This window comes from Phenylobacterium parvum (assembly GCF_003150835.1).
GTDB lineage: Bacteria > Pseudomonadota > Alphaproteobacteria > Caulobacterales > Caulobacteraceae > Phenylobacterium > Phenylobacterium parvum.
In genome coordinates, this window is the sequence record NZ_CP029479.1 from 1178529 (window position 1) to 1202109 (window position 23581).

Sequence of the window (23581 nt, forward strand, 5' to 3'; positions counted from 1 at the left end):
GTGACCTAGGCGGGCAGCCGCATTTCAAGGGAATAGGCGACGAAGGTGTCGTAGATGCCGGCGTGCAGGCGGGCGCACTCCTCCAGCACAGTCGCCACCAGTAGGTCGGAGTCCTCGGGGGTCAGGGTCTCGGCCTCGGCGTAGAGCAGCCGGGCCTTCAGGCGGCCGGCGAGGCGCTCGGGGCCCGCCGCACCGCCAAGGTCGACATTGCGGCCGACCCCGGAAAGGTGCTCCTCGATGCGCGCTGTCGCAAAACGGAGCGAACGGGGGAAGTCCTCGTCGAACATCAGGAACTGCCGGATGAGGCGCGGCTGGATGTCGGCGGTGTGCTTGCGCAGGTAGGGCTCCAGCGCGCAGCTCATGCGCAGCAGGGCGGTCATGGCCGCATGCTCGGTGACCGGCCTTCCGAGGCTTCGGCCAAAGCCGGCCTGCAGGAGGCGTCCGGTCAGCTGGGCCCGCTCGATGAAGACGCCCAGCTGCAGGAAGCCCCAACCCTCGCCATGGCTCATCGTGGCGTCCGCGGCGCCCTTGAAGAGGTGGAGGTCGGCGATGATGTCGTGCAGGAACTGGGAGGGGGCGTCGGTGAATTCGCGGCTCGCCTTGGGCCCGGTCACCCGCAGGTAGATCAGGTTCAGGCGCTCCCAGGTCTCGGTGGTCAGCTGGTCGCGGACCTGGCGGGCGTTCTCCCGGGCCCGGGCCAGGGCGGCGGTCACGGAGTCGCCGTCCTCGCTGTCCATCGTCATGGCCAGGGCCGCATCCCAGGGGGTCAGCTCTCCCTCCGGTTCGCCGTCCGTGACGGCCGAGATCACCATGCGGGCGACCTGCCCAGAGCTCTCGGTGCGGTCGAGGGTGGCGTTCAGCAGCACGTCCGCCAACCGGCACATGTGCTCGGCCCGTTCGACGTAGCGGCCGATCCAGTAGAGGCTGTCGGCGACGCGGGCGAGCATCATGGCGAACCCTCCTGTCCCTCAGCCTCGCCCAGGACCCAGGTGTCCTTGGACCCTCCGCCCTGGCTGGAATTGACCACCAGCGAGCCCTTGCGCAGGGCCACTCGGGTGAGCGCGCCCGGGGTCACGCGGATCTTGTCGCCCGACAGGATGAAGGGCCGCAGGTCCACGTGTCGGGGATCGATCGCCCCGTCTATCAGGCACGGAGCGGTCGACAGCTGGATGGTCGGCTGGGCGATGTAGTTGCCGGGGTCGGCCCGGAGCGCCTCGGCGAAGCTCTCGCGCTCGGCCCGGCTGGCGTGGGGCCCGACCAACATGCCGTAGCCGCCCGAGGCCCCCACCGCCTTGACGACCAGCTTGTCGAGGTTGGCCAGGACATGGGAAAGCTGGGCGGGTTCGCGGCAGAGATAGGTCTCGATGTTCGGCAGGATGGCGTCCTCGCCGAGGTAGTAGCTGATGATCTCGGGAACATAGGCGTAGACGGCCTTGTCGTCCGCCACGCCGGTGCCCGGGGCGTTGCAGATCACCACATTGCCGCCGCGATAGGCGTTGAACAGCCCCGCCACGCCGAGACTGGAGTCCCGCCGGAAGGTGAGAGGGTCGATAAAGTCGTCGTCGACCCGGCGATAGATCACGTCTACCCGGCGCAGGCCCGTCGTCGTGCGCATGTAGACCATGTTGTCGTGGGTCACGAGGTCGCGCCCCTCGACCAGGGGAACGCCCATCAGGCGGGCCAGGTAGGCGTGCTCGAAGTAGGCCGAGTTGTAGACGCCGGGCGTCAGGACGACGACCTGCGGGTTGGGGCGCCAGTCAGCGGCCATGCTTCTCAGGGTGGAGAGCAGGAGATCGGGATACTGCTCGATCCGCCGGACGCCGGCCATGCGGAACGACCCGGGGAAGGTCCGCTTGGCCGCCTCGCGGTTCGCCAGCATGTAGGAGACGCCTGACGGGACTCGCAGGTTGTCTTCCAGCACCGCAAATCCCCCGTCGGGCTTGCGGATCAGGTCGCTGCCGCAGACGTTCGCGTAGGCCCCGTGGGGCACATAGAGGTTCTGCATCTCCCGGCGGTAGGAGGGCGCGCCCAGCACCAGTTCCCGCGGGACCACGCCGTCCATCAGGATCTTCTGGTCGCTGTAGATGTCGGCCAGGAACATGTTCAGCGCCCTGAGCCGCTGGACCAGGCCGGCCTCTATGGTGGACCACTCCGCCGCCGGGATGATCCGGGGCAGGAGGTCGGTTGGGATGATCCGCTCGGTGGAGCTCTCGGCCCCATAGACCGTGAAGGTGATCCCCTGGAGCAGGAAGAAGCGCTCAAGCAGCCTCTGCCTTTCGGCGAGGTCCTCGTCGGACAGGCTCGCCACGCGCCGGGCAAGCGCCGCGTAGTGGGGCCGCACCTCTCCCGAGGGGCCCGTCATCTCGTCGTAGGGCGCAGCTGCAGGAGCAGCGGCGCCGGGACTCCGCATCGCATCGGCCAAAGCGTATCTCACCCGGTGCTCCCTCCGTTCGGATACCGAACCAGAGAGCCCTGAAACCCGATCTCATGAATAGAGAGGGAATCCCTGCTTGGCGACCGCAAGGCGGGCAGGCGCCGCTTTTCGAGGCGCCTGCCCGGAATTCGGGCGCCCGTGTCGCGCCTCCGCGGGTGACATGGCGCGCGCAGGCAGGGTAATTCAGGGACTCCTGCGGAGACAAAGCGTGAGCGGATCGCGACTGTTCCTGGCGACCTTGGCCGGCCTCGCCCTTCTGGCGTCGTCGCCCGCCCTTGCGGCTCCACAGCTCCGGGCCCAGGTGCGCGGCGAGCTGCCGGCCGAGCTGCGCACTCGCATCGAGACGGCGATCGGGGCGTCGGATCGGCCGGTGAAGAACCGCTTTGACGCCCGTCAGAGGGCCAATGCGGCGGCCGAAGAGGCCTCCGCGGTGTTGAGGTCGGAAGGCTATTACGGGTCCCGGGTGACCCCTGGCGTCTCTGACGAGGGCGACGGCGGGGCCTACATCACCATTGTGGCCGGCCCGCTGTTCCGGATCGCCGAGCCTCGCATCGAGTGGATCGAGCCCGAACCCGCTGCGGAACTCCAGGCCCTCGGCCGCGGCGAGCTTCGGCTGGAGCCGGGGCAGGCTGGCCGGGCCATTGACGTGGTCTCGGCCGAAGCGCGCATCCTGTCTGCGATCCAGAAGGAGGGGTACGCCGACGCCTTCATCGGTCCTCGCGAGGTCATCGTCGACCATGCCGACCAGACCTTGAGACCGACCTACCGGATCAGCGCCGGAAGCCTGGTCAAGCTCGCCGCCCTGAAGGTGGAGACGACGGGGGGGACCCGCCCGGACTGGCTGGCGGCCCTTGCCCCCTGGGGGAGTGGAGACCTCTACACCCCCGGGGCGGTCCTGGATCTCGAGAAACGGCTGGTGGAGACCGGGGTCTACGACCAGGTGTCGGTCTCGCTCGCGCCGCCGGAAGAAGGTGACTCAGACGGGCTTCGTCCGGTGGTGGTGACCCTAACGGACCGAAAGCCTCACAGGCTGGAGGCCGGCGCCAGCTACGCCTCAAGCGAGGGCCTCGGCGCCGACATGCGGTGGAGCCACTTCAACCGGTTCGGTTACGCAGACACCAGCGCGGTCTTTGGCCGGGCGTCGACCATCGACAGTCGTCTCGGAGTGGAGATCACCCTGCCGCACTGGCGTCGCCTGCGTCAGTCCCTGACGGGATACGCAGCGGTCTTCAACCGGGAGACGTCCGCCTACGATGAGACCGGCCTTGAACTTCGCGCCGACGTGGAGCGCAAGCGCTCGGACGTGGCCTTCCTGACTGCGGGCGCCGCACTCGAGTACACCCGGACCCGTGAGCGCGCGGCCCAGCCCCTGGTGTCCGTCATCGAGCGGGACCAGTTGATCGGATCCCTCCTTGGCGCCCTGGCGCTGGACTACACGGACGATGTCCTGAACCCCCGGACAGGCTGGCGCGTCGATGTCAGGGGCGAGCCGACCGTCCTGACCGGGGGTGTAACCCTGAGCTACTTCAAGGCGAGCGCCCAGGGGTCGGCCTACCTGCCCTTGGATGCGGACCGTCGCACCGTGATCGCCGGGCGGGTAAAGGCCGGTTCCATACTGGGCGGGACGATCTCCGGCGTTCCGGCCTCACGCCGGTTCTATGCTGGAGGCGGGGGGTCCGTGCGCGGCTACGTCTACCAGGGGATTGGGCCCCACCTGCAGGACAACACCCCGCGGGGCGGCCTCTCCCTGGTGGAGGTTTCGGGCGAGGTCCGGCGCAACCTGACTCCCCAGTGGGGGATCGTCGCCTTCGTGGACGCCGGAGCCGTGGGCCTCTCCGCCGAGCCGGACTTTGTCGACCTCGCCGTCGGCGTGGGCCTGGGGGTTCGATACGACCTCGGCTTTGGGCCAATCCGCTTCGACCTGGCCTTCCCGCTCGACCGTCGGTCGGATGACCCCAGCTACCAGATCTATGTCAGCATCGGGCAAAGCTTTTGACCGGTTCGGAAAAGCCTCCGGAGCCCCGGCGTCGTCAGCGCGGAGGATGGCTGCGCGGCCTTCTGCTGGCCGTCGGCGGCATCATTCTGGTGCTCGCGGGTCTTGTGGTGGTCTCACCCATGGCCCTGCGATCGCCGCGGGGACTGGCCCTCGTGGAGTCCATCGCCGACGGTCTGCCCGCCGGACGCCTCGGCCACCTCGAGGTGAAGGGCTTGTCCGGGGACCCGCTGGGCGAGCTGTCCGTCCGGCGCCTGGCCATCCGTGACGAGAAGGGGGTTTGGCTCGACGCTTCCAACCTGAAGGTCCGCTGGAGCCCCCTGGCCCTCACCGGCCGCGAAGTGAAGATTGATAACGCATCTGCCGAGCGGGTCCGGATTGTCCGGCGACCTGTCCTCGGCCCGCCCCAGCCGCCGAAGCCGCTTCCGGTGACCGTGACCCTCGCCCGACTTTCGGCGGTCATCGAGATGGAGCCAGAGTTCAGCGTCCGCCGGGGCCTGTTCCGGATCGGTGGGAACCTCCAGGCCCGGCGGGGCGAAGGCGGCTACTCCGCACGCCTGGACGCCGACAGCCTGCTTCGCCAGGGCGACCACCTCGATGTTGAACTCGACCTGGGCGATGACCGTCCGCTCAAGGTCCGGGCCGAGGCCTTGGAGGTCGGAGGCGGCGCCCTGGCGGGCGCTCTGGGCCTGGCGGCCGACAGGCCGTTCCGGCTTTCCCTCTCGGCCGACGGAAAGGTGGATGCCGGGCGGGTCCGCGCCGACCTCCGTTCCGGCGCCCTGCAACCCGTAAAGCTTGATGGCGGTTGGCGGCCTGACGGGGGGGAGGCGGCCGGTGTTGTCGACCTTTCCGCCTCCACCCTGACCCGCCCCGTCGCGGATCGTATTGGTCCGCTGGCGAAGATCTCCGGAACAGCCATCGGACAGGCGGGTCAGCGGGGTCGATATGTCATCGACCTGGGGGTCGTCACCGACGCCGCCCGGGTGTCCCTGCAGGGGCCCGTGGAGCTGGATGACCGTCGCACCGGGGAGGGGGGCGTCGTCCTCCGCGCAGAGGCGCCCTCGCTGGGCCGGATCCTCGGCGGCTTCGACGCCGGGCCTGCGCGGGTGAACGGTCGCCTTTCCGGAGACCTCGACGCCTGGACGCTGAAGGGGGACGCCCGGGTGGAGCGCGCGGGCCTGTCCGGCTACGTCCTGGGATCCGCGGCCGGGCCCTTCGAGGTGAAGAGCGCCCGCGGCCGGTTCGACCTCGACGCCGATATCAAGGGCGGCGGCGGGAAGGGGCAGGGGCTGGTCTACGCGCTCCTGGGCGCTGCGCCCAGCCTGGAACTCAAGGCCGCCCGGCTGGCGGAAGGCGAACTCCTGATCGAGGACCTCCAGGCCCGGGGCGCGGGCTTCAAGGCTTCCGGCTCCGGTTCCCGCGGCCTGCTGGGCGGCCTCGCCTTTTCCGGGCGCGCCGATGTCAGCCGGCTGGATGCGGGGCTGCCAGGCGCCTCGGGCAGCCTGACCGCGAAATGGAGCGCCCGGATGGCGAAGCCCCAGGCTCCCTGGGAAGTATCGCTCAGCGCCAGCGGCGACCGCTTCGCCAGCGGCGTCGCCGAGCTTGATCGCCTCCTGGGAGGACGGCCACAGCTGGACGCCCGCCTGACCCTCCGCGACCGGAACCTGCGCTTCGACCGGCTGGACCTGAAAGGGGCGGCCATTGAGGTCCGGGCGCCGGGCGCCCGCCTCACGGGAGAGGCCCTGGAGGCGCCCTTCACCTGGTCGGCGAACGGGCCGTTCGCCGCGGGCCCTGTCGAGGTCTCCGGAAAGGCCTCCGGGAAAGGGCGACTGGGTGGGACCCTGGCCGCCCCAGACCTTGGCATGTCGGCCGACTTCGACGCCATCAGCCTGCCCGGACTTCTGCTCAGGACCGCGCGCCTGGACCTGAACTGGACCCGCCAGGGGGGCTCGGCGCAGGTCAAGGCCGCCAGTCCCTATGGGCCAGCTTCGGCCAGCACCCGCTTCGCCTTCCCGGTGGGTGGAGTGCGCCTGACGGACATCCAGGTGGATGCCGGCGGGTTACGCGCCGGGGGCGAGGCGACCCTGGGCGCCCGCGGCGCCTCCCAGGCCGACCTGGCGGTTGATCTTGGCCCGGGCGCCTTTCTTGCCGAGGGGCGCGTGACAGGCTCCGTGCGCCTGCAGGACCGCAAGGGGCAGGAGCCCTGGGTGGAGGCCGATCTCACCGCGAAGAACGCCCTCCTGCCCGGCGAGAGCCTGTCCGTTACTGAGGGACGACTCTCGGCGGAGGGGCCCCTCTCGCGCCTGCCGTTCCGGCTCGACGCGCGAGGTCAGACCCCGGCCGGGGACTGGAGCCTCGATGGGCGCGGCTTCGCCGCCCAGCAGGCTGGAGGATTCCGGATCGACTTCGATGGCGGCGGCGAAGCGGCCGGCCGCCAGGTGAGGACGATCGAGACCGCCATCCTGGAACTGGACGGCGCTGAGCAAAGGGCGAGGCTGCGGCTGTCTGTCGGCAAGGGTGGGACGGCCGCCCTGGACCTTCTTCTGGCCCCCCGCCAAGCCCGGATTGCGGGGCGCCTGGATGACGTTCCGGCCAGCTTCCTCAATCCTGACCTCGCCGGCCGACTGGACGCGAACTTCCAGGTGCAGGGCGACGGCGCCCGGCTGGTGGGACAGGCGGACGGCCGCCTCCAGGACGTCCGGGCGAGCGACAGCGATGCCTCCCTCGGGATCAGCGGCGGGTTCCACGCCACCCTTGGCGGGGAGCGGCTCACGGTCAAGGCGGACCTATCCAACCCCCAGGGCATGCGGGCCGAAGGGGATGTGGGCATTCCGGTCACGACCCGGTTGGAGGGTTTCCGGATCGCGCCGGACCGGCAGGGACCGCTCAGCGGGCGTGTCGCCGCGACCGGAGAAATCCGTCCTCTCTGGGACCTTTTCGTCGGGGGCGAGCAGAGCCTCAGCGGGCGCGTCGACCTGCGCGGCGACCTCTCTGGCTCCCTTGCGGCGCCCCGGGCGGCCGGGACTGCGGACATCGAGAACGGCGCCTTTGCCGACGGGGCCACCGGCCTGGTCCTCAAGAACGTGATTGTCCGCTCGCGCCTGTCCGAGACAGCCATCCAGATCGACCGGGCGACAGGTGCGGACGGGCAGGGCGGGACCCTGTCGGGGGCAGGCGTAATCTCCCTCCGGGAAGGGGCCGCGAGTTCCTTCCGCCTCGATCTCCTGAACTTCCGGGTGATCGACAACGAACTGGCGACGGCGACGGCGTCGGGCCAGGCCTCGATGACCCGCGCCGTCGACGGTCGGATCACCCTGACCGGCGGCCTGACCATCAACCGGGCGGACGTGACGGCGGCGGCGCCGACCCCGACAGGGGTGACCCCCCTGGCGGTGACCGAGATCAACCGTCCGGTCGAGGTTGGCCGCAAGGCGGGCCGCAAGGGTTCGGGCCCGGCGGTGGCGCTGGACGTGACCCTCAAGGCGCCCCAGCAGGTCTACATCCGGGGCCAGGGACTGGACCTTGAGATGTCGGTGGACGCCCGGGTCTCCGGCACCTCGGCGCGTCCGCGTCTCACCGGCCTGGCCCGGGTGGTTCGGGGGTCCTACGCCTTTGCCGACAAGCGGTTCGAGATTGACCCCTCCGGCGTCGTCTACCTTTCCGAGGACCCGGCGCGGATCCGCCTGGACCTGGCGGCGGTCCGCAGCGATCCGGACCTCACCGCCACGGTGAGGATCCGCGGCACCGCGGCGCGCCCGGAGATCAGCCTCACCTCGTCTCCGCCCCTGCCGACCGATGAGATCTTCTCGCGAATCCTCTTCGGGCGTTCAGCCTCCCAGCTGTCGCCGCTGGAAACGGCCCAGCTGGCCTCAGCCGTGGCGTCCATGGCTGGCGGCGGCGGCCTGGATGTCATCGGCAACCTGCGCGGACTTGCCGGGCTGGACCGTCTGACCTTCGCTGGCGGCGGGGATGGCGACGGCGTTGAGGTTTCAGGCGGCAAGTACCTGACCGACAACGTTCTTCTGATCGTCACGGGCGGGGGCCGCGACGGTGGCTCGGCACAGGTGGAATGGAATGTCAGCCGTTCGCTCAGCCTGATCTCCAAGCTGTCGGGGCAGGGGGGAAACACCCTGTCGGTCCGCTGGCGGCGCGACTACTGAGCGCGGGCCGAAGCGGTGGAGGCGTCAGTTGCTGACGTTCGGCCGAAGCCGGTAGCGGCCGGGTTCGAAGGCCTCGAAGATCTCCGGCGCCTGGGGATGCCCGACCGGCTCTCCGGTCTCGTCGGCAAGGAGGTTCTGCTCGGAGACGTAGGCGACGTAGGCGCTTTCCTCGTTCTCGGCCAGCAGGTGGTAGAAGGGCTGGTCCTTCCTCGGACGGACGTGCTCGGGGATCGAAAGCCACCACTCCTCGGTATTGTTGAAGGTGGGATCGACGTCGAAGATCACGCCCCGGAAGGGGAAGATCCGGTGTTTGACCACGTCCCCGATCGCGAACTTCGCCTCGCGGACAATGGCGATCGGGTTCAGATCTTCGCTGGATCGGCCTTGCTGGACGTTCATTACGTTCGACTCCGGCCCCCCGGGGGCCACCCCCTATACCTAATTCAATCCCGCGGGGCCGCAAGACGCCTTCCGGCCTGCCGACCGGTCGGATAGGCTGTCGGTGAAATGGCGCGGCGGTCTGTCGCGCCTGTCTGGAAGCAGGGTCGATGTCAGACTCGCCGAGCGCCCCGGGCGCCGCGCAGAACGATCGCGAACGCGGCGCGGGGTCCGCCGGGAAGGTGCTTTACGGGGCGCTGGACCTGGGCACCAACAACTGCCGCCTGCTGATCGCCACCCCCAACGGGCGGGGTTTCCGCGTCGTGGACGCCTATTCGCGCATCGTCCGCCTGGGCGAAGGACTTTCGCAGACCGGCCGCCTGTCCGACGCCGCCATGGACCGGGCTCTCGCGGCCCTCAGGGTGAGCGCCGAGAAGGTGCGTCGCCGTGGCGTCTCCCGCTTCAAGGCCATCGCCACCCAGGCCTGCCGCTCAGCCCTGAACGGGGCGGAGTTCATCGAACGGGTCGCGGCCGAAACCGGTCTTCGGCTGGAGGTCATCTCTCCCAAGGAAGAGGCCCGCCTGTCCGTGGCCGGCTGCGCCAACCTCATCGACCGCCAGGCGGACGCCGCCCTGGTGGTGGATGTCGGCGGGGGTTCCACCGAACTGTCGTGGATCGATCTTCGCACTTCCCGGACCCGCCCGGGTCGGCCGCCCATCCAGGCCTGGCGTTCGATCCCGCTGGGCGTTGTCACCCTGGCTGAACAGTTTCCCGAGGGGTCCGTCCCGCCCCAGGCCTGGTTCCGGTCCATGGTCGACTGCTTCCGGGACCGGCTGGCGGAGTTCCACGGCGCCGATGATCTTCGGCCCCTGTTTGAGGCCGGACAGGCGCACATCATCGGCACTTCGGGGGCCATCACCAGCCTCGCCGGACTGCACCTGGACCTTCCCAGGTACGACCGAAGCCGCGTGGACGGGATCTGGATGACGCGCGCCGAGTGCGAGGCCTCGGCCGACCGGCTGATCGCCATGAGCATCGCCGAACGCGGCGCCCAGCCCTGCATCGGCCCCGAGCGCGCCGACCTTGTCCTGGCGGGCGCCGCCATCCTCCAGGCCGTCCAGGAGCTCTGGCCTTGCGACCGGGTGCGGGTGGCAGACCGCGGGCTTCGCGAGGGGCTCCTCCTGTCCATGATGTCCAGCCGCGGGCGGCGTCGCTCGAGGGGTGGGCGCAAGACCTCCGGGGCGCCGACATGACCGAGCCCCCCCGCCGCCGAATGGTCAAGCCGCCCACGGGCGGCACGGAGGAGGGCCGTGGCAAGCCGGCTCGCCTGAAGACCGCCAAGATGCGCACGCCGTCATCCCAGGCCTGGCTGTCCCGGCAGATCAATGATCCCTGGTCGGCCAAGGCCCGGGCACATGGCTATCGCAGCCGGGCCGCCTACAAGCTGACGGACATCGCCGACCGCTTTGGCCTCCTGAAGCCGGGCCAGAGGGTCATTGACCTGGGCGCCGCCCCGGGCGGTTGGACCCAGGTGGCCCTGGAGCGCGGTGTGACGCGGATCGCAGGGGTCGACCTCCTGCCCGTGGAGCCCCTGCCGCCGGCCATTCTGATCCAGGCGGACTTCACCGATCCCGATGTCGGAGACCAGCTGGTCGAGGCCCTGGGCGGTCCCCCGGACCTGGTGATGTCGGACATGGCGCCCAATACGGTCGGGCATCGCCGGACCGATCACCTGCGCATCGTCGGACTTATCGACGCGGCGGTCGATTTCGCCGAGGCCGTCCTGCCCCCGGGCGGAGCCTTCGTGGCCAAGGCCTTCCAGGGCGGGGAGATCAGCGAGGTCATCACCCGCCTGAAGCGCAGCTTCGCCCATGTCCGCAACGTCAAGCCCCCGGCCAGCCGTGCGGACTCCTCGGAGACCTACCTCGTCGCCACGGGATTCCGCGGCCATCCCGCCGCCGGCCTTGCGCCAGTGGGCCGCTAGCCCTTATACGCGGCTCGCAAAATGGAGAGTCTCATGGAGATTCGCGAAGGCCTTACCTTCGACGACGTTTTGCTCGAACCCGGCGCTTCTGAAGTGATGCCCGGACAGGTGGACACGACCACCCGGTTCACCCGCGCGATCCGCCTCAACATCCCCATCGTTTCGTCCGCCATGGACACGGTGACGGAAAGCCGCCTCGCCATCGCGATGGCCCAGGCGGGGGGCATGGGCATCCTGCACAGGAACCTGACTGTCGACGAGCAGGCCGACCAGGTCCGTGAGGTGAAGCGCTACGAGAGCGGCATGGTCATCAATCCGATGACCATCCATCCCGATACCTCCCTGCGCGAGATCCGGGAGATCAAGGCGCGGCGCCGGATCTCCGGTTTCCCGGTGGTGGAGCCCGGCACTGGACGGCTGGTGGGCATGCTCACCAACCGGGACATGCGTTTCGAGAACGGCGACGACGTCCCGGCCCGGGCCCTGATGACCTCCGAGAACCTGATCACCGTGCGCGAGGGCTGCACGCAGGAAGAGGCCCGCGACCTTCTCCGGCGGCACAAGATCGAGCGGCTGATCGTGGTCGACGACGCCTACCGCGCGGTCGGCCTGATCACGGTCAAGGACATGGAGAAGGCGCAGGCCCATCCCCTGGCGGCCAAGGACGCCCAGGGGCGGCTGCTGGTCGGTGCGGCCTCGACCGTCGGCGACGGCGGCTTCGAGCGGTCCATGGCCCTGGTGGAAGCCGGAGTCGACGTGGTGGTCATCGACACCGCCCATGGCCACAACGCCGATGTCCTGAAGGCCGTGGCCCGGCTGCGGCGTGAGGCCAACCGGGTCCAGATCGTGGCGGGCAATGTGGCCACCTACGACGGAACCCGCGCCCTGATCGACGCCGGTGCAGACGCGGTGAAGGTCGGGATTGGACCCGGCTCGATCTGCACCACCCGCATCGTGGCCGGCGTGGGCGTGCCCCAGCTGACGGCCATCGCCGACGCCGCCCGCGCCGCCCGCGACACCGACGTCCCGGTGATCGCCGACGGCGGGATCAAGTACTCCGGCGACTTCGCCAAGGCCCTGGCCATGGGCGCCCATGCGGCCATGATGGGCTCGGCCTTCGCCGGTACGGACGAGGCCCCGGGTGAGGTCTTCCTGTACCAGGGCCGGTCCTACAAGGCCTACCGCGGCATGGGCTCCCTGGGCGCCATGGCCAATGGTTCCGCCGACCGCTACTTCCAGAAGGAGGTCTCGGCCCTGAAGCTGGTGCCCGAGGGCATCGAGGGCCAGGTGGCCTACAAGGGCCCGATCGGCGCCGTGCTCCACCAGATGGTGGGCGGCCTGAGGGCGGCCATGGGCTATGTCGGGGCGGGCGACATTCCCGCCTTCCAGTCCAAGGCGCGGTTCGTGCGCATCACCGGGGCGGGCCTGCGCGAGAGCCATGTCCACGACGTGATGATGACCCGTGAAGCCCCCAACTATACGAGCCCGGTGTAACGTCCATGGTCGCTGAGCCTGAACTGCTTCTTCTCGGGGCCGCCATCGCGGTTGGTCTTGTCCAGCTGATGTGGGCCGCCGCCGCAGCGCGACGCCAGCAGGACCTGAAGTGGGCGGCCGGGGCGCGGGACGAGGCCATGCCGATCTCGGGCGTCGCCGCCCGCCTCGACAGGGCCTTCCGCAACTTCATGGAGACCTTTCCCCTGTTCGCCGCCGCCGTGCTGGCTGTGGTGATCGCGGGCAAGGCCGGGGACCTCAGCCTCTGGGGCTCGGCCCTCTACGTTGTCTGCCGGGCCCTCTACGCGCCGATCTACGCGGCGGGGACCTACATGATCCGGAGCCTGGTCTGGACCCTCTCCCTGGCGGGCATCGTCATGGTGGTCGCGGCGCTCTTCCTTGCGTGACGCAGGGCGGATTGAAGCGGCGATCCGGGTCCTCAACGAGATTGAGTCCGCCCGGCGACCCTCACGCCTTGCCCTGAAGGCCTGGAGCGACTCCGCGCGCTACGCCGGCTCCGGCGACCGGGCCTTCGTTGCCGGACTGGTCCTCGACGCCCTGCGCCGCCGCCGCTCCGCCGCCTGGTGCATGGGCTCCGACACGCCGCGGGGCGCTGTCCTGGGCGTCCTGGCCCTGCACTGGGGCTGGCCGGCCGACCGCATCGCCGCCGCCTTCGCCGAAGCTCCGCATGGCCCCGGCGCCCTGGACGCCGACGAGCAGGCCCATCTCGCCAGGCCCATCGATATCTCCGGCGCCACGGACGCCGTGGCCGCTGACCTTCCCGACTGGCTGGCGCCGGCCTTCGCCCGCGTCTTTGGCGACAGGGTCCGCACCGAGGGCGAGGCCCTGGCCCGCCGTGCGCCCGTGGACCTGCGCGTCAACACCCTGAAGAGCGATCCGGCGCGGGCCCTGAGGGCGGCCGGGCCCCTCGGCGCCCACCCGGTGCCGGACCTTCCCCTGACCCTTCGGATCGATCCGCCGCAGGCCGCCCAGCGGACCCCCTCGGTGGAAAGCCTGCCGGCCTTCCTGAAGGGCGGCATCGAGATCCAGGACGCCGGTTCCCAGATCGCCGCGGACTGTGCGGGCGATATCAAGGGCGCCCAGGTGCTGGACCTGTGCGCCGGCGGTGGCGGCAAGACCCTGGCCCTGGCCGCCGCCATGGCCTCGACCGGACAGGTCTACGCCTACGATTCCGACGCCCGGCGGCTGGCCGACACGGTGCGGCGCGGGGAGAGGGCGGGGGTGCGCAACCTCCAGGTCCGCACGCCCCTGCGGCCGGATCCCCTGAAGGACCTCGAGGGCAGGATGGACCTGGTCTTCATCGATGCGCCCTGCTCAGGCTCAGGCGCCTGGCGCCGGCACCCCGACACCAAGTGGCGCCTGACTCCCGAGGCCCTGACCCGGCGCCAGGCCGACCAGGACGCCGTCCTCGACGCCGGGGTGCTCTACGTCCGCCCCGGCGGGCGGATGATCTACGTCACCTGCTCGGTTTTGGCCGAGGAGAACGAGGACCGCGTTGCAGCCTTCCTGGCCAGGCGCCCGGATTTCCACATCCTTCCCGCCACGGACGCCCCGCACCTGCTTCCGCGCCTGACGGCGGAAGGCTATCTCCGGCTGACACCCGCGACCTCAGACACCGACGGATTCTTCGTCGCCGTCCTGGCCCGGGCCGATGGAAGGACCCCCGCATGACCGCCGCTCCCGTCCACGAACGTGTCCTGATCGTCGATTTCGGCAGCCAGGTGACCCAACTGATCGCCCGGCGGCTGCGTGAAAGTGGGGTGTATTGCGAGATCCACCCCTACGACCGCATCGAGGCCATGCTGGACGCCTTTGCGCCCAAGGCCGTGATCCTGTCGGGCGGGCCCGCCAGCGTGCACGAGGACGACAGTCCTTCCGTCACCGACCGGGTTTTCCGCCTCGGCGTGCCGGTCCTGGGCATCTGCTACGGCGAGATGACCCTCTGCGCCCAGTTGGGCGGCCGGGTCGAAGGCGGTCACGACCGGGAGTTCGGCCGCGCCGAGATCCGCATCGAGCGGGAGTCGCCCCTGCTGCATGGCCTGGGCGAGGTCGGGGACCGCGAGACCGTCTGGATGAGCCATGGCGACAAGGTCACGGCCATCCCGCCGGGCTTTGAGGTGGTCGCCTCGTCCGAGGGCAGCCCCTTCGCCGTGATCGCCGACGAGGGCCGGCGGTTCTATGGCGTCCAGTTCCACCCCGAGGTGGCCCACACGCCCCGCGGGGCCCTGATCCTGCGCAACTTCACCCACCGCATCGCCGGCCTGTCCGGCGACTGGACCATGGCCTCCTTCCGGCAGGAGTCCGTCGCGCGCATCCGCGAGCAGGTGGGGCAGGGCCGGGTGATCTGCGGCCTGTCCGGCGGCGTGGACTCGTCTGTCGCCGCCGTCCTGATCCACGAGGCCATTGGCGACCAGCTGACCTGCGTCTTCGTCGACACGGGCCTCCTGCGCCAGAACGAGGCCGAGCAGGTCGTGACCATGTTCCGCGATCACTACAACATCCCGCTCGTACACGTTGATGCAGGTGATCTTTTCCTGGGCGAGCTGAAAGGCGTGACCGACCCGGAAACCAAGCGCAAGACGATTGGCCGCCTCTTCGTGGAGGTCTTCGACCGCGAGGCCGCCAAGATCGAGGGCGCGGCCTTCCTGGCCCAGGGCACCCTCTACCCGGACGTGATCGAGAGCGTTTCGGCCCGGGGCGGCCCCTCGGCGGTGATCAAGAGCCACCACAATGTCGGCGGCCTGCCCGAGTATATGAAGCTCAAGCTGGTCGAACCCCTGCGCGAGCTCTTCAAGGACGAGGTCCGCGCCCTGGGAGTGGAGCTGGGCCTTCCGCCCCCGTTCGTGGGCCGCCACCCCTTCCCGGGTCCGGGCCTGGCCATCCGCATCCCGGGCGAGATCACGCCGGAGAAGGTGGCCGTCCTCCAGAAGGCCGACGCCATCTACCTCGAGGAGATCCGCAAGGCGGGGCTCTACGACAGCATCTGGCAGGCCTTCGCCGTCCTCCTGCCGGTCAAGACCGTCGGCGTGATGGGCGACGCCCGCACCTACGAAGACGTCCTGGCCCTGCGCGCTGTGACCTCCACCGACGGCATGACCGCCGACTTCTTCGAGTTCCCCTGGGAGGTCCTCGGCCGCTGCGCCACCCGGATCATCAACGAGGTGAGAGGCGTCAACCGCGTCGTCTACGACGTGACGTCGAAGCCGCCAGGGACGATCGAGTGGGAATAGGGCGCAGGCCATGCCTGCGCCTTCCGCCGTGCCTAGAGGCCTCCGCCTGAGGGCCGGGGATGCTGCTCTATGCAGCCTCCGGCTCCGCCGCAACCGTCACCGTAGTCGAGCTCGTTTCTCTTCGTACGCGACTTGGACTTCGCGGCCCATTCGCTCCGCTTGAGGCAGACCTTCTGGGTCCTCAGCCGCGTTCCGGTCTGCTTTGAGGCCTTGCAGATCACAGGATCGTCCGTGGCCGCGGTGGCATCGGCCGTGGCCGCCGCTGGAGCCGCCGCCGGGGCGGGTTGGCCAAGGGCGGAGGATCCACTGGCCAGGATCAGTCCCACCCCCAACACGATGATCGCGCTCTTCATCTCAATCCTTTCAATCGTGACCGGCGGACCACAAGTTTCGCCCTGTCCTTGCGCCCTTCGCCAGCGGCCTCGTCGCCGAGGACTGACGGAGCCGCCTTCAATGATTACCAGCGTTTGCGGGTTCCGATGTTGATCAGTCGGAGCACGTCCCGGGCGAGGCGTCAATCGGTGGCGCCTCACCACCGGGGTGGCGGAACCGCCGGGCTTCGTTTGTAAGCGATCCACGCCACTACGTTAGGGTTCAGCGACAAGCGGATACCTCTCCTGGCTTGCTCAGGAGGACCTACCCATTGGGACGGCTTGCGCGGTCTGGAGTGGGGTCGGTGGGGTCGGCGCCTTCATTGTCGGAGCCATCTTCTTCGCAGATTCGATGCCCCAAATGCTTAGGCTTGGGGTCCTGCCGATCGCTTGCGGGGTTGCAGCCCCAAGGGTTTCAAGCTGAACTCGACCTCAAGCTGGCGTCGACGCCCGCCATGCTCAGCGCCCGTAGCGCATGAGAATTCGCCTGCGGAGATGCCAATGATCCGACCTGCCGCCCGTGTGTTCTGCTCCGCCGGAGCCGCTGCAGGCATCGTGTTTGCGGGCACACTCGCCCTCGCCCAGTCGGGCCCCGGTTTCAGGCCCGGTCTTTGGGAGGAAAGCGTCGAACGGGTATTTGAAGGGGGCGGGGCGTCGGGGTTTGACTCCAAGTCGGCTTTGGCCGCCCTGGCGAACATGCCGCCCGAGCAGCGAAAGATGGTGGAAAAGATGTTGGCCGGGCAGGGCCTCACGATCCAGGCCGAGGCGGGCGGAGTGAAGGTCAAGCAGCAGTATTGCATAGCGCCGGGGAGGCCCCGGCTCAGCTGGACTTCCGCCCTTCCGGAGGGCTGCACCCAGACGCTTACGCCCAACGGAGCCAACTGGGTGGTGACTGGCCGGTGCGAAGACCGGGATGACCACCCTGGCGGGGAAATGCGCGGTGTCCTCACCCTTCAGGGCTCGACCGGCTATCGTGGCGACTTCGAGGGAAGCAGCGCTCAGCAGGGGGCGTATAGGATAAAGACCGAGGGCCGCTGGCTCTCGGCGGACTGCGGGTCGGTGAAGCCGGACTGACTCGCGCGCGGACCCTTTCATTGGGAGCTGGATTGAGTGGAGCGTTATCACGGGTCGCCAGGGTGGGTTCGGTATCGCCGCCTTTTGGCGTCTGAGTTCGGGATCGAGGTTCCCGAGGCGCCGGAAGAGATCCGTCTGCACCTCCGCGGCCACGACCTGCATATCGATCATTGGATGCCGGAAGGTCCTGAAAGGGGCGTGCTCATCCTGGTCCATGGCGCGGGCGGAAACGGACGGATCCTGGCGCCCCTCGCGCACGCGGCCTCCAGCCAGGGTTGGAAGGTGTTGGCGCCGGATCTTCCGGGCTATGGCCTGACCCGGCCGGCAGAAACATTCTCGTGGGATTATGCGGAATGGCCGCGGGTGGTCGCGGCGCTTGCAGACCTTCAAGTCGGCCCGGTGGTGCTGTTGGGCGCATCGGTCGGCGGCCTGACGGCGGTCCAGGCCGCAGCTCTTTCACCTGCCGTTAGGGGCGTGATCGCGACGACCCTGATCGACATGGGCGATCCCGGCGCCTTCATTCGGGCCGCCAGGTGGCCCTGGCTTGCGGCGATTTCGCTGGCGGGCTTTGCGCTTGCCCCCTGGCTTCTCGACCCGCTGGCCCTGCCGCTGAAGTGGTTGGCGCCGATGAAGGCCATGACTTCGAGCCCGCCCCTGCAGGCTTATTTCGAGGAAGACCCGGGCCTGGGGCGGGCAAGGATTCCCGCGCGTTTCTTCCGAACCCTCCACGCCCTGAAGTTCAGGCGCATGACCCTTGGGTGTCCACTTCTCCTGGTTCATCCTGGTGCGGACACCTGGACCCCGACCTCACTCAGCCTTGAGGTCTACGACCGGATCGAAGGCGAAAAGACCTTCTTGGAACTGACGAACGGATCCCACCTGCCCCTGGAGGCGCCCGCCGCGGACCAGCTCCAGTCGGCGGTGCAGGCCTTCCTCGGCCGGGTGGCGCAAGCGGGCGCAGGTGAGCGCCCATGCGCGTGATGGTGATTGTGAAGGCCACCGGGGAGAGCGAGGCGGGCGGAACGCCGGACCCCGCCATGATGGACGCCATGGGCCGGTTCAATGACCAGCTCCGGGCTGCTGGCTTACTGGTCCTGGCGGACGGGCTCCAGCCCTCCGCGGCTGGGGTCCGGGTGGGCTTTAATGGCGCAGACCGAACTGTCACCCCAGGGCCCTTCACCCCGGCGGAGGACCTCGTCGCCGGCTTCTGGATCTGGGAGGTCAGGGACCTGGAGGAGGCCATCGCCTGGGTGCGCCGGTGTCCCAACCCCATGCCCGGGCCCAGCGTGATCGAGATCCGGCCCTTCAATGACCGGGCTTGACGCCGTCCGCGAAGGGTAGGCGGGGGGCGAATGTCGTTGAACCCTTGCGTGACAGCTGGTCCATCCTGGCGTTTCGCGGAAAATCGAATGGGAGTAACGCCGGGAGACGTGGCCAGGAGAAGCCGGAGAGGACGACGCCTTTCTTCGCATGACGGGCATCCCCCACGCCTCAGTGACGGCGTCGACGCCGTTTGGCGGCCCAAAGCGGAAGGCGCCGTGGATCGAGCACGACGGCCGGATCCTCGGCGATTCCACCTTCATCATCGCCTATCTCGTCGATCGCTTCGGCGTTGATCCGGATGCCGGGCTCAGCGCCGACCAGCGGGGGCGCGCCGTGGCGATCCAGAGGCTGGTGGAGGAGAACCTCTATTGGGTGATGGTGTTCGACCGGCGGGTCCGGGACGAGAACGGGCCCGTCCTCAAGCAGTCTGTCCTGGGCCAGGTTCCGTCGGCGGTGCGGGGGGTTGTGGCCCCGATCGCCCGCCGGGACCTGGAGGCGCTTGCCGGCATGCTCGGCGACCGGGACTGGTTCCAGGGCGACTCCCCCACTCCTGTGGATGCGACGGTGTTCAGCCTCCTGGCGAACATCCGGTATGTGGCCTTCGCAAGTCCGATGAAGGCGATGATCGATAACCATCCCAACCTTGCAGGGCCTGTGGATCGGTTCCGGGCGAGGTTCTATCCCTGATGGGCCCGGAGGCTCGGAAGAGCCTTGATTTCGAGCGTGAAGCCCGCCCCAGACCGCCCTTGAGGCCAGGCCTCGGATGTGGTCCCTGAGCCGTCTCCAGGGAGACGTTCCTCATGCTCGCGCACTTCGTCCGCTTCTTTTTCCTGTCCTGCGCCCTCGTGGCCCCCGCCCTTGCGCAGGCCGCACCTGCCGCCGCGCCTTCGCCGCCCGCCCAGGGGAGGGTGATCGCGTCAGCTGACGGGCTGGACATCCTGTCCGGTCCCCGCCGCGTGGAGGTGGAGAACCGGATCCTGAAGGATCGGCTCGAGGGACTTCTGCCGAAGCTGATGGCCGAGACCGGCCTGGACATGTGGCTGGTGATCAACCGGGAGTATGCCGAGGATCCGGTCTATTTCACCCTGGTTCCGCAGCCGTCCTTCGCCGCGCGCCGGACGACCATGCTGGTTTTCTTCCGCAAGGCCGACGGGACGGTCGAGCGGCTGTCGGTCAACCGGTATCCGCTGGGCGGGCCCTATACCTCGGCCTGGGCCGGAGGCGACCTCGACGCCCAATGGAAGGCCCTGGGCGAGGTCATCGCAAGCCGTGACCCCAAGCGGATCGGTGTCAATGTCTCGCGCGACTGGCCGGTGGCCGACGGCCTGACCTCGGCCCTGCATGAGCGGCTGCGCTCGGTGCTGCCCGCCGGATATGCCCAGCGCCTGACCCCGGCCGAGCCCCTGGTCATCCGCTGGCTTGAGACCCGAACGCCCGCCGAGGCCGACGTCTGGCCGCAGGTGGTCGCCCTGGCGCGCGGGGTGATCGGCGAGGCCTTCAGCGAGCGGGTCATCACGCCGGGCGTCACCACGACGGAGGAGGTCGCCTGGTACATCCGGAGCCGGTACGAGGCCCTGGGCCTTCCGGTCTGGTTCTTCCCGGACGTGAACCTCCAGCGCCAGGGTGCGCCCTGTGCAGCGGATAGCCCGTTCTGCGGGGTGTCGGGCGTAATCCAGCGCGGCGACGTTCTGCATACCGACGTGGGGATCTGCTACCTCAAGCTCTGCACGGACACCCAGGAGATGGGCTATGTCCTGAGGCCCGGAGAGACATCCCCGCCGGCTGGGCTGCAGGCTGCGCTGGCCGACGGCAACCGCTGGCAGGACCTCTTGACCGCCGAGTTCGTCACAGGCCGCACGGGCAATGAGATCCTGGCGCGCACCCTGGAGGCCTCCCGCAAGGCTGGACTGCGCGCCAGCGTCTACAGCCATCCCCTGGGCTTCTTCGGCCATGCCCCCGGACCGACCATCGGCATGTGGGACAACCAGGGACCGACGCTGGTGCAGGGCGACTGGGCCCTGCGGCCGGACACGGGTTACGCCATCGAGGGCAATGTCCGGCGACAGGTCCCGGAATGGGGTGGGCAGTATGTCCTGATGAAGCTGGAGCAGAGCGCCCTCTTCGACGGACAGCGGGTGACCTATCTCGCCGGGCGGCAGACGCAATGGCATCTCGTGCGCTGATCCCGGCCTTCGCCTAACGGTTTGTTTGCCGCATCCTGTTTTCTTCCTTCTGGAGACATCGGGCTTGGAGGAAGGGCATGTCAGGTCGGGGCGTGTGGCGGTCTGGCCGCCATCTTGTGATTGCGGCGACCGGGCTGGTGGCGGCAAGTTGCGGGAAGGCGGAGAAGGCCGCGGCGCCAGCGGCGGGTCCGCTTGTGGCGGCCTCGGCGCCGGCCAAACCCGCTCTCGATCTCGGGCAGTGGTCCAACATCACCGAAGGCATAGGCTACAGCCTGAAGTTCCAGGGGGACCGCGCGGTCCTGGTGGAGTGCGAGACCGGCGGTTATTGCAGCGCGTACCGGGTCGAGAACGTGAAGTGGGACGGCCCGGCCGTGGAGATGGATATCCGCTTTCCCAACGGCGACCAGCGGTGGTCGGCCCGCGTCCAGGACGATGGCGGCCTCAAGATCTGGGGCGGGATCTGGCGGCCCCAGGACCTCCTCAGGTGTGACGCCCCTACCGGGCGGGATGATTTCCCACCCTACCAGTGCCCGGCCGACGTCCCTCCGCCCGCCGAGCGGGGGACCGAGCTGAAGGGCCGGTTTCCGGCGGGGCCCGGAGCGCCCGGTTGGACGGGGATCACGGAATGGCCCGTGGGCGTGGCCAAGGTCCTGTGGGGCAGCGAGAGCAACGGGGCTGATCCCTGCCGTCCGGTGCTGGAGCCGCCCGCCGATGCGCCGGACGGCTGGACCCGCTTCTGGACCTGGCGCGTCTACAACCCCGAAGAGCTGACAGAAACGGCGATCCTGTATCGCGTCGTCAAGCTGGGCGGCCGGACGAATACCGACCTCTCCGTCGTCCGGCGCCGGCAGCTCAGCGCCTGGGCCGCGGGCTCGCCTGGGCTGAAGGGAGTCTTCATGGCCTTCTATCCCACCGCGCCGGGCGGGATTCAGTCCTACTTCCGGATACATGGCCTGGAGCCGGGTGCAGCCGGGAAGCGCCCGGTCCTTCGCTCCTATTCCCAGGTCGGCCGCGGAGGCGAGGCGATAGACCCCGGCGAGTCGCTGAGGCGATACCAGAGCGGTTCTCCCATGGAGGTGGGAGAGCACCGGGACATCGGCGCGCGGCGCACCGATGACGTCGAGGTCGCATGTGAGCCCATCGACCTTGGGGTGTTCGTCAACCAGACCTACCGCTTGAGGGACGTGGCGGACGGCCGGGTGGAGCGTGGGTTGCTGACCTACCTGGTGGCTGACCTGACGGACTCCCACCCCAACTAGGTCCCGGGGCGGCTACCGTCGGAACCGGGTCGACAGGATGATGGCGGAGTTGGTCCGCTCGACCCCCGGCATCAGGCCGATCCGGTCGATGGCGGCGTCCAGTTCCGACACGTTGGCGGCCGAGGCGATGGCGATCATGTCGTACTCTCCGCTGACGGAATGAAGTTCGCGCACCTGGGGCAGGGCGCGGGCCGCGGCCTCAACCGCCCTGGACTCACGGGGGGCGACCTTGATCAGGACATGGGCGCGAACGGCGCCGTCCTCGAGGGCGTCGGCCAGACGCAGGGAGTAGCCCCGGATCACGCCCGTGCGTTCAAGGCGCTCCAGACGGCCCTGCACCGTGGTGCGCGAGCGCCCGACCCGCCGGGCGAGGTCCGCCGTGCTCGCCCGGGCGTTCTCGCGCAGGGCGGCCAGAAGGGCCTGGTCGACTTCATCCAATTCCATTTCGTCGGCCTTCTACGGCGGAACGCCGGAATGCGTCCTGCGAATGAACGGATCGTACCTGTACACCGTCAGGTCCATCCGGCCCACTGCCCAGGCTCACGGAATCCCAGGGAGTCGGATCATGAAGCGGGTGGCGATTGTCGGCGCGGGCAAGATCGGCGGCGTGATCGCCGACCTTCTGGCGGGGTCCGGAGACTATGAGGTCGAGGTCTTCGACGCCTCGGCCGACAACCTTGAGCGCCTTGTCACACGCCGCCCGGTGGCCCGGCGGCGGATGGACGTGCGCAGCGAAGCCTTTCCTGAGGCCCTGGCGGGCGCCTTCGCCGTCCTCAACGCTGCGCCCTACCACGCCACCACGGCCGTGGCCCGCGCCGCCCGGCGGGCGGGTGTGCATTACCTGGACCTCACCGAGGACGTGGCCAGCACCCGGGAGGTCAAGGCCCTGGCGGAGGGCGCCCCCTGCGCCTTCATTCCTCAGTCCGGCCTCGCGCCCGGCTTCATCAGCATCGTGGCCAACGACCTGGCCGCCCAGTTCGACACGCTGGAGGACGTTCGCCTTCGTGTTGGGGCCCTGCCTCAGTTTCCCAGCAACACCCTGAACTACAACATCACCTGGAGCACGGACGGGGTCATCAACGAGTACTGCGAGCCCTGCGAGGCCATCGTGGATGGGCGCCTCCGCGAGACCCAGGCGCTGGAGGAGCGCGAGGAGTTTTCGCTGGATGGCGTGACCTATGAGGCCTTCAACACCTCGGGTGGGCTGGGAACCCTTTGCGAGACCCTCGCCGGGCGGGTGCGGAACCTGAACTACAGGACCATCCGCTATCCGGGGCATGCGGCGATCATGAAGACCCTGCTGCACGACCTGGGCCTGCGGGACCGGCGCGAGCTCCTTAAGGAGATCCTTGAGAACGCCGTGCCCTCGACCCTCCAGGATGTGGTGGTGATCTTCGTCACGGTCAGTGGCCGGCGGCACGACGCCCTGGTGCAGGTCAGCTACGCAAACAAGGTCTACTCCGGCCCGGTCGAGGGGGTGATGCGCAGCGGCATCCAGATCACCACGGCCTCCGCCATCTGCGCCGTGCTGGACATGCTGGCGGCCGGCGACCTTCCCCAGTCGGGTTTTGTCCGGCAGGAACAGATTTCACTCGCGGCCTTTCTCGCCAACCGTTTTGGTCGCAATTACGCCGCCGCCGACACCGGCCTGCAGCCGGGTGCGCGGGTCGCCTGAGAGGC

General features: G+C 69.2%; 19 protein-coding genes and 1 pseudogene. 16 read left to right on the forward strand and 4 right to left on the reverse strand.

The features are described from left to right. Nucleotides 1-5 precede the first annotated feature (5 nt). Together HYN04_RS05760 and HYN04_RS05765 are read right to left on the reverse strand one after the other, a co-directional pair. On the reverse strand, nt 6-950 hold the full coding sequence (locus HYN04_RS05760; protein ID WP_110449879.1) for an alpha-E domain-containing protein: 945 nt from the start codon (nt 948-950) through the stop codon (nt 6-8). Beyond that, nucleotides 947-2410, reverse strand: a complete 1464-nt coding sequence (locus tag HYN04_RS05765; protein WP_110449880.1) for a circularly permuted type 2 ATP-grasp protein — start codon at nt 2408-2410, stop codon at nt 947-949. The genes HYN04_RS05760 and HYN04_RS05765 overlap by 4 nt, the downstream gene beginning before the upstream one ends. Nucleotides 2411-2642: 232 nt before the next feature. On the opposite strand from HYN04_RS05765, the gene HYN04_RS05770 reads away from it, so the two are divergent. After that, entirely contained in the window at nt 2643-4430 is a 1788-nt protein-coding gene (locus tag HYN04_RS05770) for an autotransporter assembly complex protein TamA (protein WP_162599554.1), read from the forward strand. 89 nt (nt 4431-4519) lie between these two features. After that, the gene (locus HYN04_RS05775) at nt 4520-8587 is read left to right on the forward strand and encodes a translocation/assembly module TamB domain-containing protein (protein ID WP_162599555.1); all 4068 of its coding nucleotides are present in this window, start codon (nt 4520-4522) and stop codon (nt 8585-8587) included. 24 nt (nt 8588-8611) lie between these two features. On the opposite strand, the gene hspQ is transcribed toward HYN04_RS05775, so the two are convergent. Next, complete coding sequence (gene hspQ, locus HYN04_RS05780; protein ID WP_110449883.1) at nt 8612-8986, reverse strand: heat shock protein HspQ; 375 nt, start codon at nt 8984-8986, stop codon at nt 8612-8614. 149 nt (nt 8987-9135) lie between these two features. On the opposite strand from hspQ, the gene HYN04_RS05785 reads away from it, so the two are divergent. From HYN04_RS05785 to HYN04_RS05850, 13 genes and pseudogenes are all read left to right on the forward strand, one after another. Continuing rightward, on the forward strand, nt 9136-10218 hold the full coding sequence (locus HYN04_RS05785) for a Ppx/GppA phosphatase family protein (RefSeq protein ID WP_110449884.1): 1083 nt from the start codon (nt 9136-9138) through the stop codon (nt 10216-10218). Further along, nucleotides 10215-10949 carry an RlmE family RNA methyltransferase gene (locus tag HYN04_RS05790; protein WP_162599556.1) on the forward strand — a complete coding sequence of 245 codons (735 nt, stop codon included), beginning with the start codon at nt 10215-10217 and terminating at the stop codon, nt 10947-10949. Before HYN04_RS05785 ends, HYN04_RS05790 begins: the two co-directional genes overlap by 4 nt. Before the next feature lie 33 nt (nt 10950-10982). Then, on the forward strand, nt 10983-12443 hold the full coding sequence (gene guaB / locus HYN04_RS05795) for an IMP dehydrogenase (RefSeq protein ID WP_110449885.1): 1461 nt from the start codon (nt 10983-10985) through the stop codon (nt 12441-12443). A gap of 5 nt (nt 12444-12448) precedes the next feature. Beyond that, on the forward strand, nt 12449-12847 hold the full coding sequence (locus tag HYN04_RS05800) for an MAPEG family protein (protein ID WP_110449886.1): 399 nt from the start codon (nt 12449-12451) through the stop codon (nt 12845-12847). After that, on the forward strand, nt 12840-14132 hold the full coding sequence (locus HYN04_RS05805) for an RsmB/NOP family class I SAM-dependent RNA methyltransferase (RefSeq protein ID WP_110449887.1): 1293 nt from the start codon (nt 12840-12842) through the stop codon (nt 14130-14132). The genes HYN04_RS05800 and HYN04_RS05805 overlap by 8 nt, the downstream gene beginning before the upstream one ends. Continuing rightward, nucleotides 14129-15691, forward strand: a complete 1563-nt coding sequence (gene guaA / locus HYN04_RS05810; protein WP_110449888.1) for a glutamine-hydrolyzing GMP synthase — start codon at nt 14129-14131, stop codon at nt 15689-15691. Before HYN04_RS05805 ends, guaA begins: the two co-directional genes overlap by 4 nt. A gap of 621 nt (nt 15692-16312) precedes the next feature. After that, nucleotides 16313-16486: pseudogene (locus HYN04_RS13820) on the forward strand (SMR family transporter); the annotation flags it as partial. 77 nt (nt 16487-16563) lie between these two features. Further along, nucleotides 16564-17136 (forward strand): DUF3617 domain-containing protein, encoded by a 573-nt coding sequence (locus HYN04_RS05825; protein ID WP_162599557.1) that lies wholly within the window; start codon nt 16564-16566, stop codon nt 17134-17136. A 36-nt stretch (nt 17137-17172) separates the two neighbouring features. After that, nucleotides 17173-18117 carry an alpha/beta hydrolase gene (locus HYN04_RS05830; protein WP_162599558.1) on the forward strand — a complete coding sequence of 315 codons (945 nt, stop codon included), beginning with the start codon at nt 17173-17175 and terminating at the stop codon, nt 18115-18117. Further along, on the forward strand, nt 18108-18458 hold the full coding sequence (locus HYN04_RS05835; RefSeq protein ID WP_110449892.1) for a YciI family protein: 351 nt from the start codon (nt 18108-18110) through the stop codon (nt 18456-18458). Before HYN04_RS05830 ends, HYN04_RS05835 begins: the two co-directional genes overlap by 10 nt. A 148-nt stretch (nt 18459-18606) precedes the next feature. After that, on the forward strand, nt 18607-19146 hold the full coding sequence (locus tag HYN04_RS05840; protein ID WP_110449893.1) for a glutathione S-transferase family protein: 540 nt from the start codon (nt 18607-18609) through the stop codon (nt 19144-19146). A gap of 113 nt (nt 19147-19259) precedes the next feature. After that, on the forward strand, nt 19260-20642 hold the full coding sequence (locus HYN04_RS05845) for a M24 family metallopeptidase (protein WP_110449894.1): 1383 nt from the start codon (nt 19260-19262) through the stop codon (nt 20640-20642). Between the two features lie 77 nt (nt 20643-20719). After that, the gene (locus tag HYN04_RS05850; RefSeq protein ID WP_162599559.1) at nt 20720-21901 is read left to right on the forward strand and encodes a hypothetical protein; all 1182 of its coding nucleotides are present in this window, start codon (nt 20720-20722) and stop codon (nt 21899-21901) included. A 12-nt stretch (nt 21902-21913) separates the two neighbouring features. Here HYN04_RS05850 and HYN04_RS05855 read toward each other — a convergent pair whose 3' ends face one another. Beyond that, a complete protein-coding gene (locus tag HYN04_RS05855) occupies nt 21914-22345 on the reverse strand; it encodes an Lrp/AsnC family transcriptional regulator (RefSeq protein WP_110449896.1) in 432 nt (143 codons plus the stop codon). Between the two features lie 121 nt (nt 22346-22466). On the opposite strand from HYN04_RS05855, the gene HYN04_RS05860 reads away from it, so the two are divergent. After that, the gene (locus HYN04_RS05860; RefSeq protein WP_110449897.1) at nt 22467-23576 is read left to right on the forward strand and encodes a saccharopine dehydrogenase family protein; all 1110 of its coding nucleotides are present in this window, start codon (nt 22467-22469) and stop codon (nt 23574-23576) included. Nucleotides 23577-23581 lie beyond the last annotated feature (5 nt).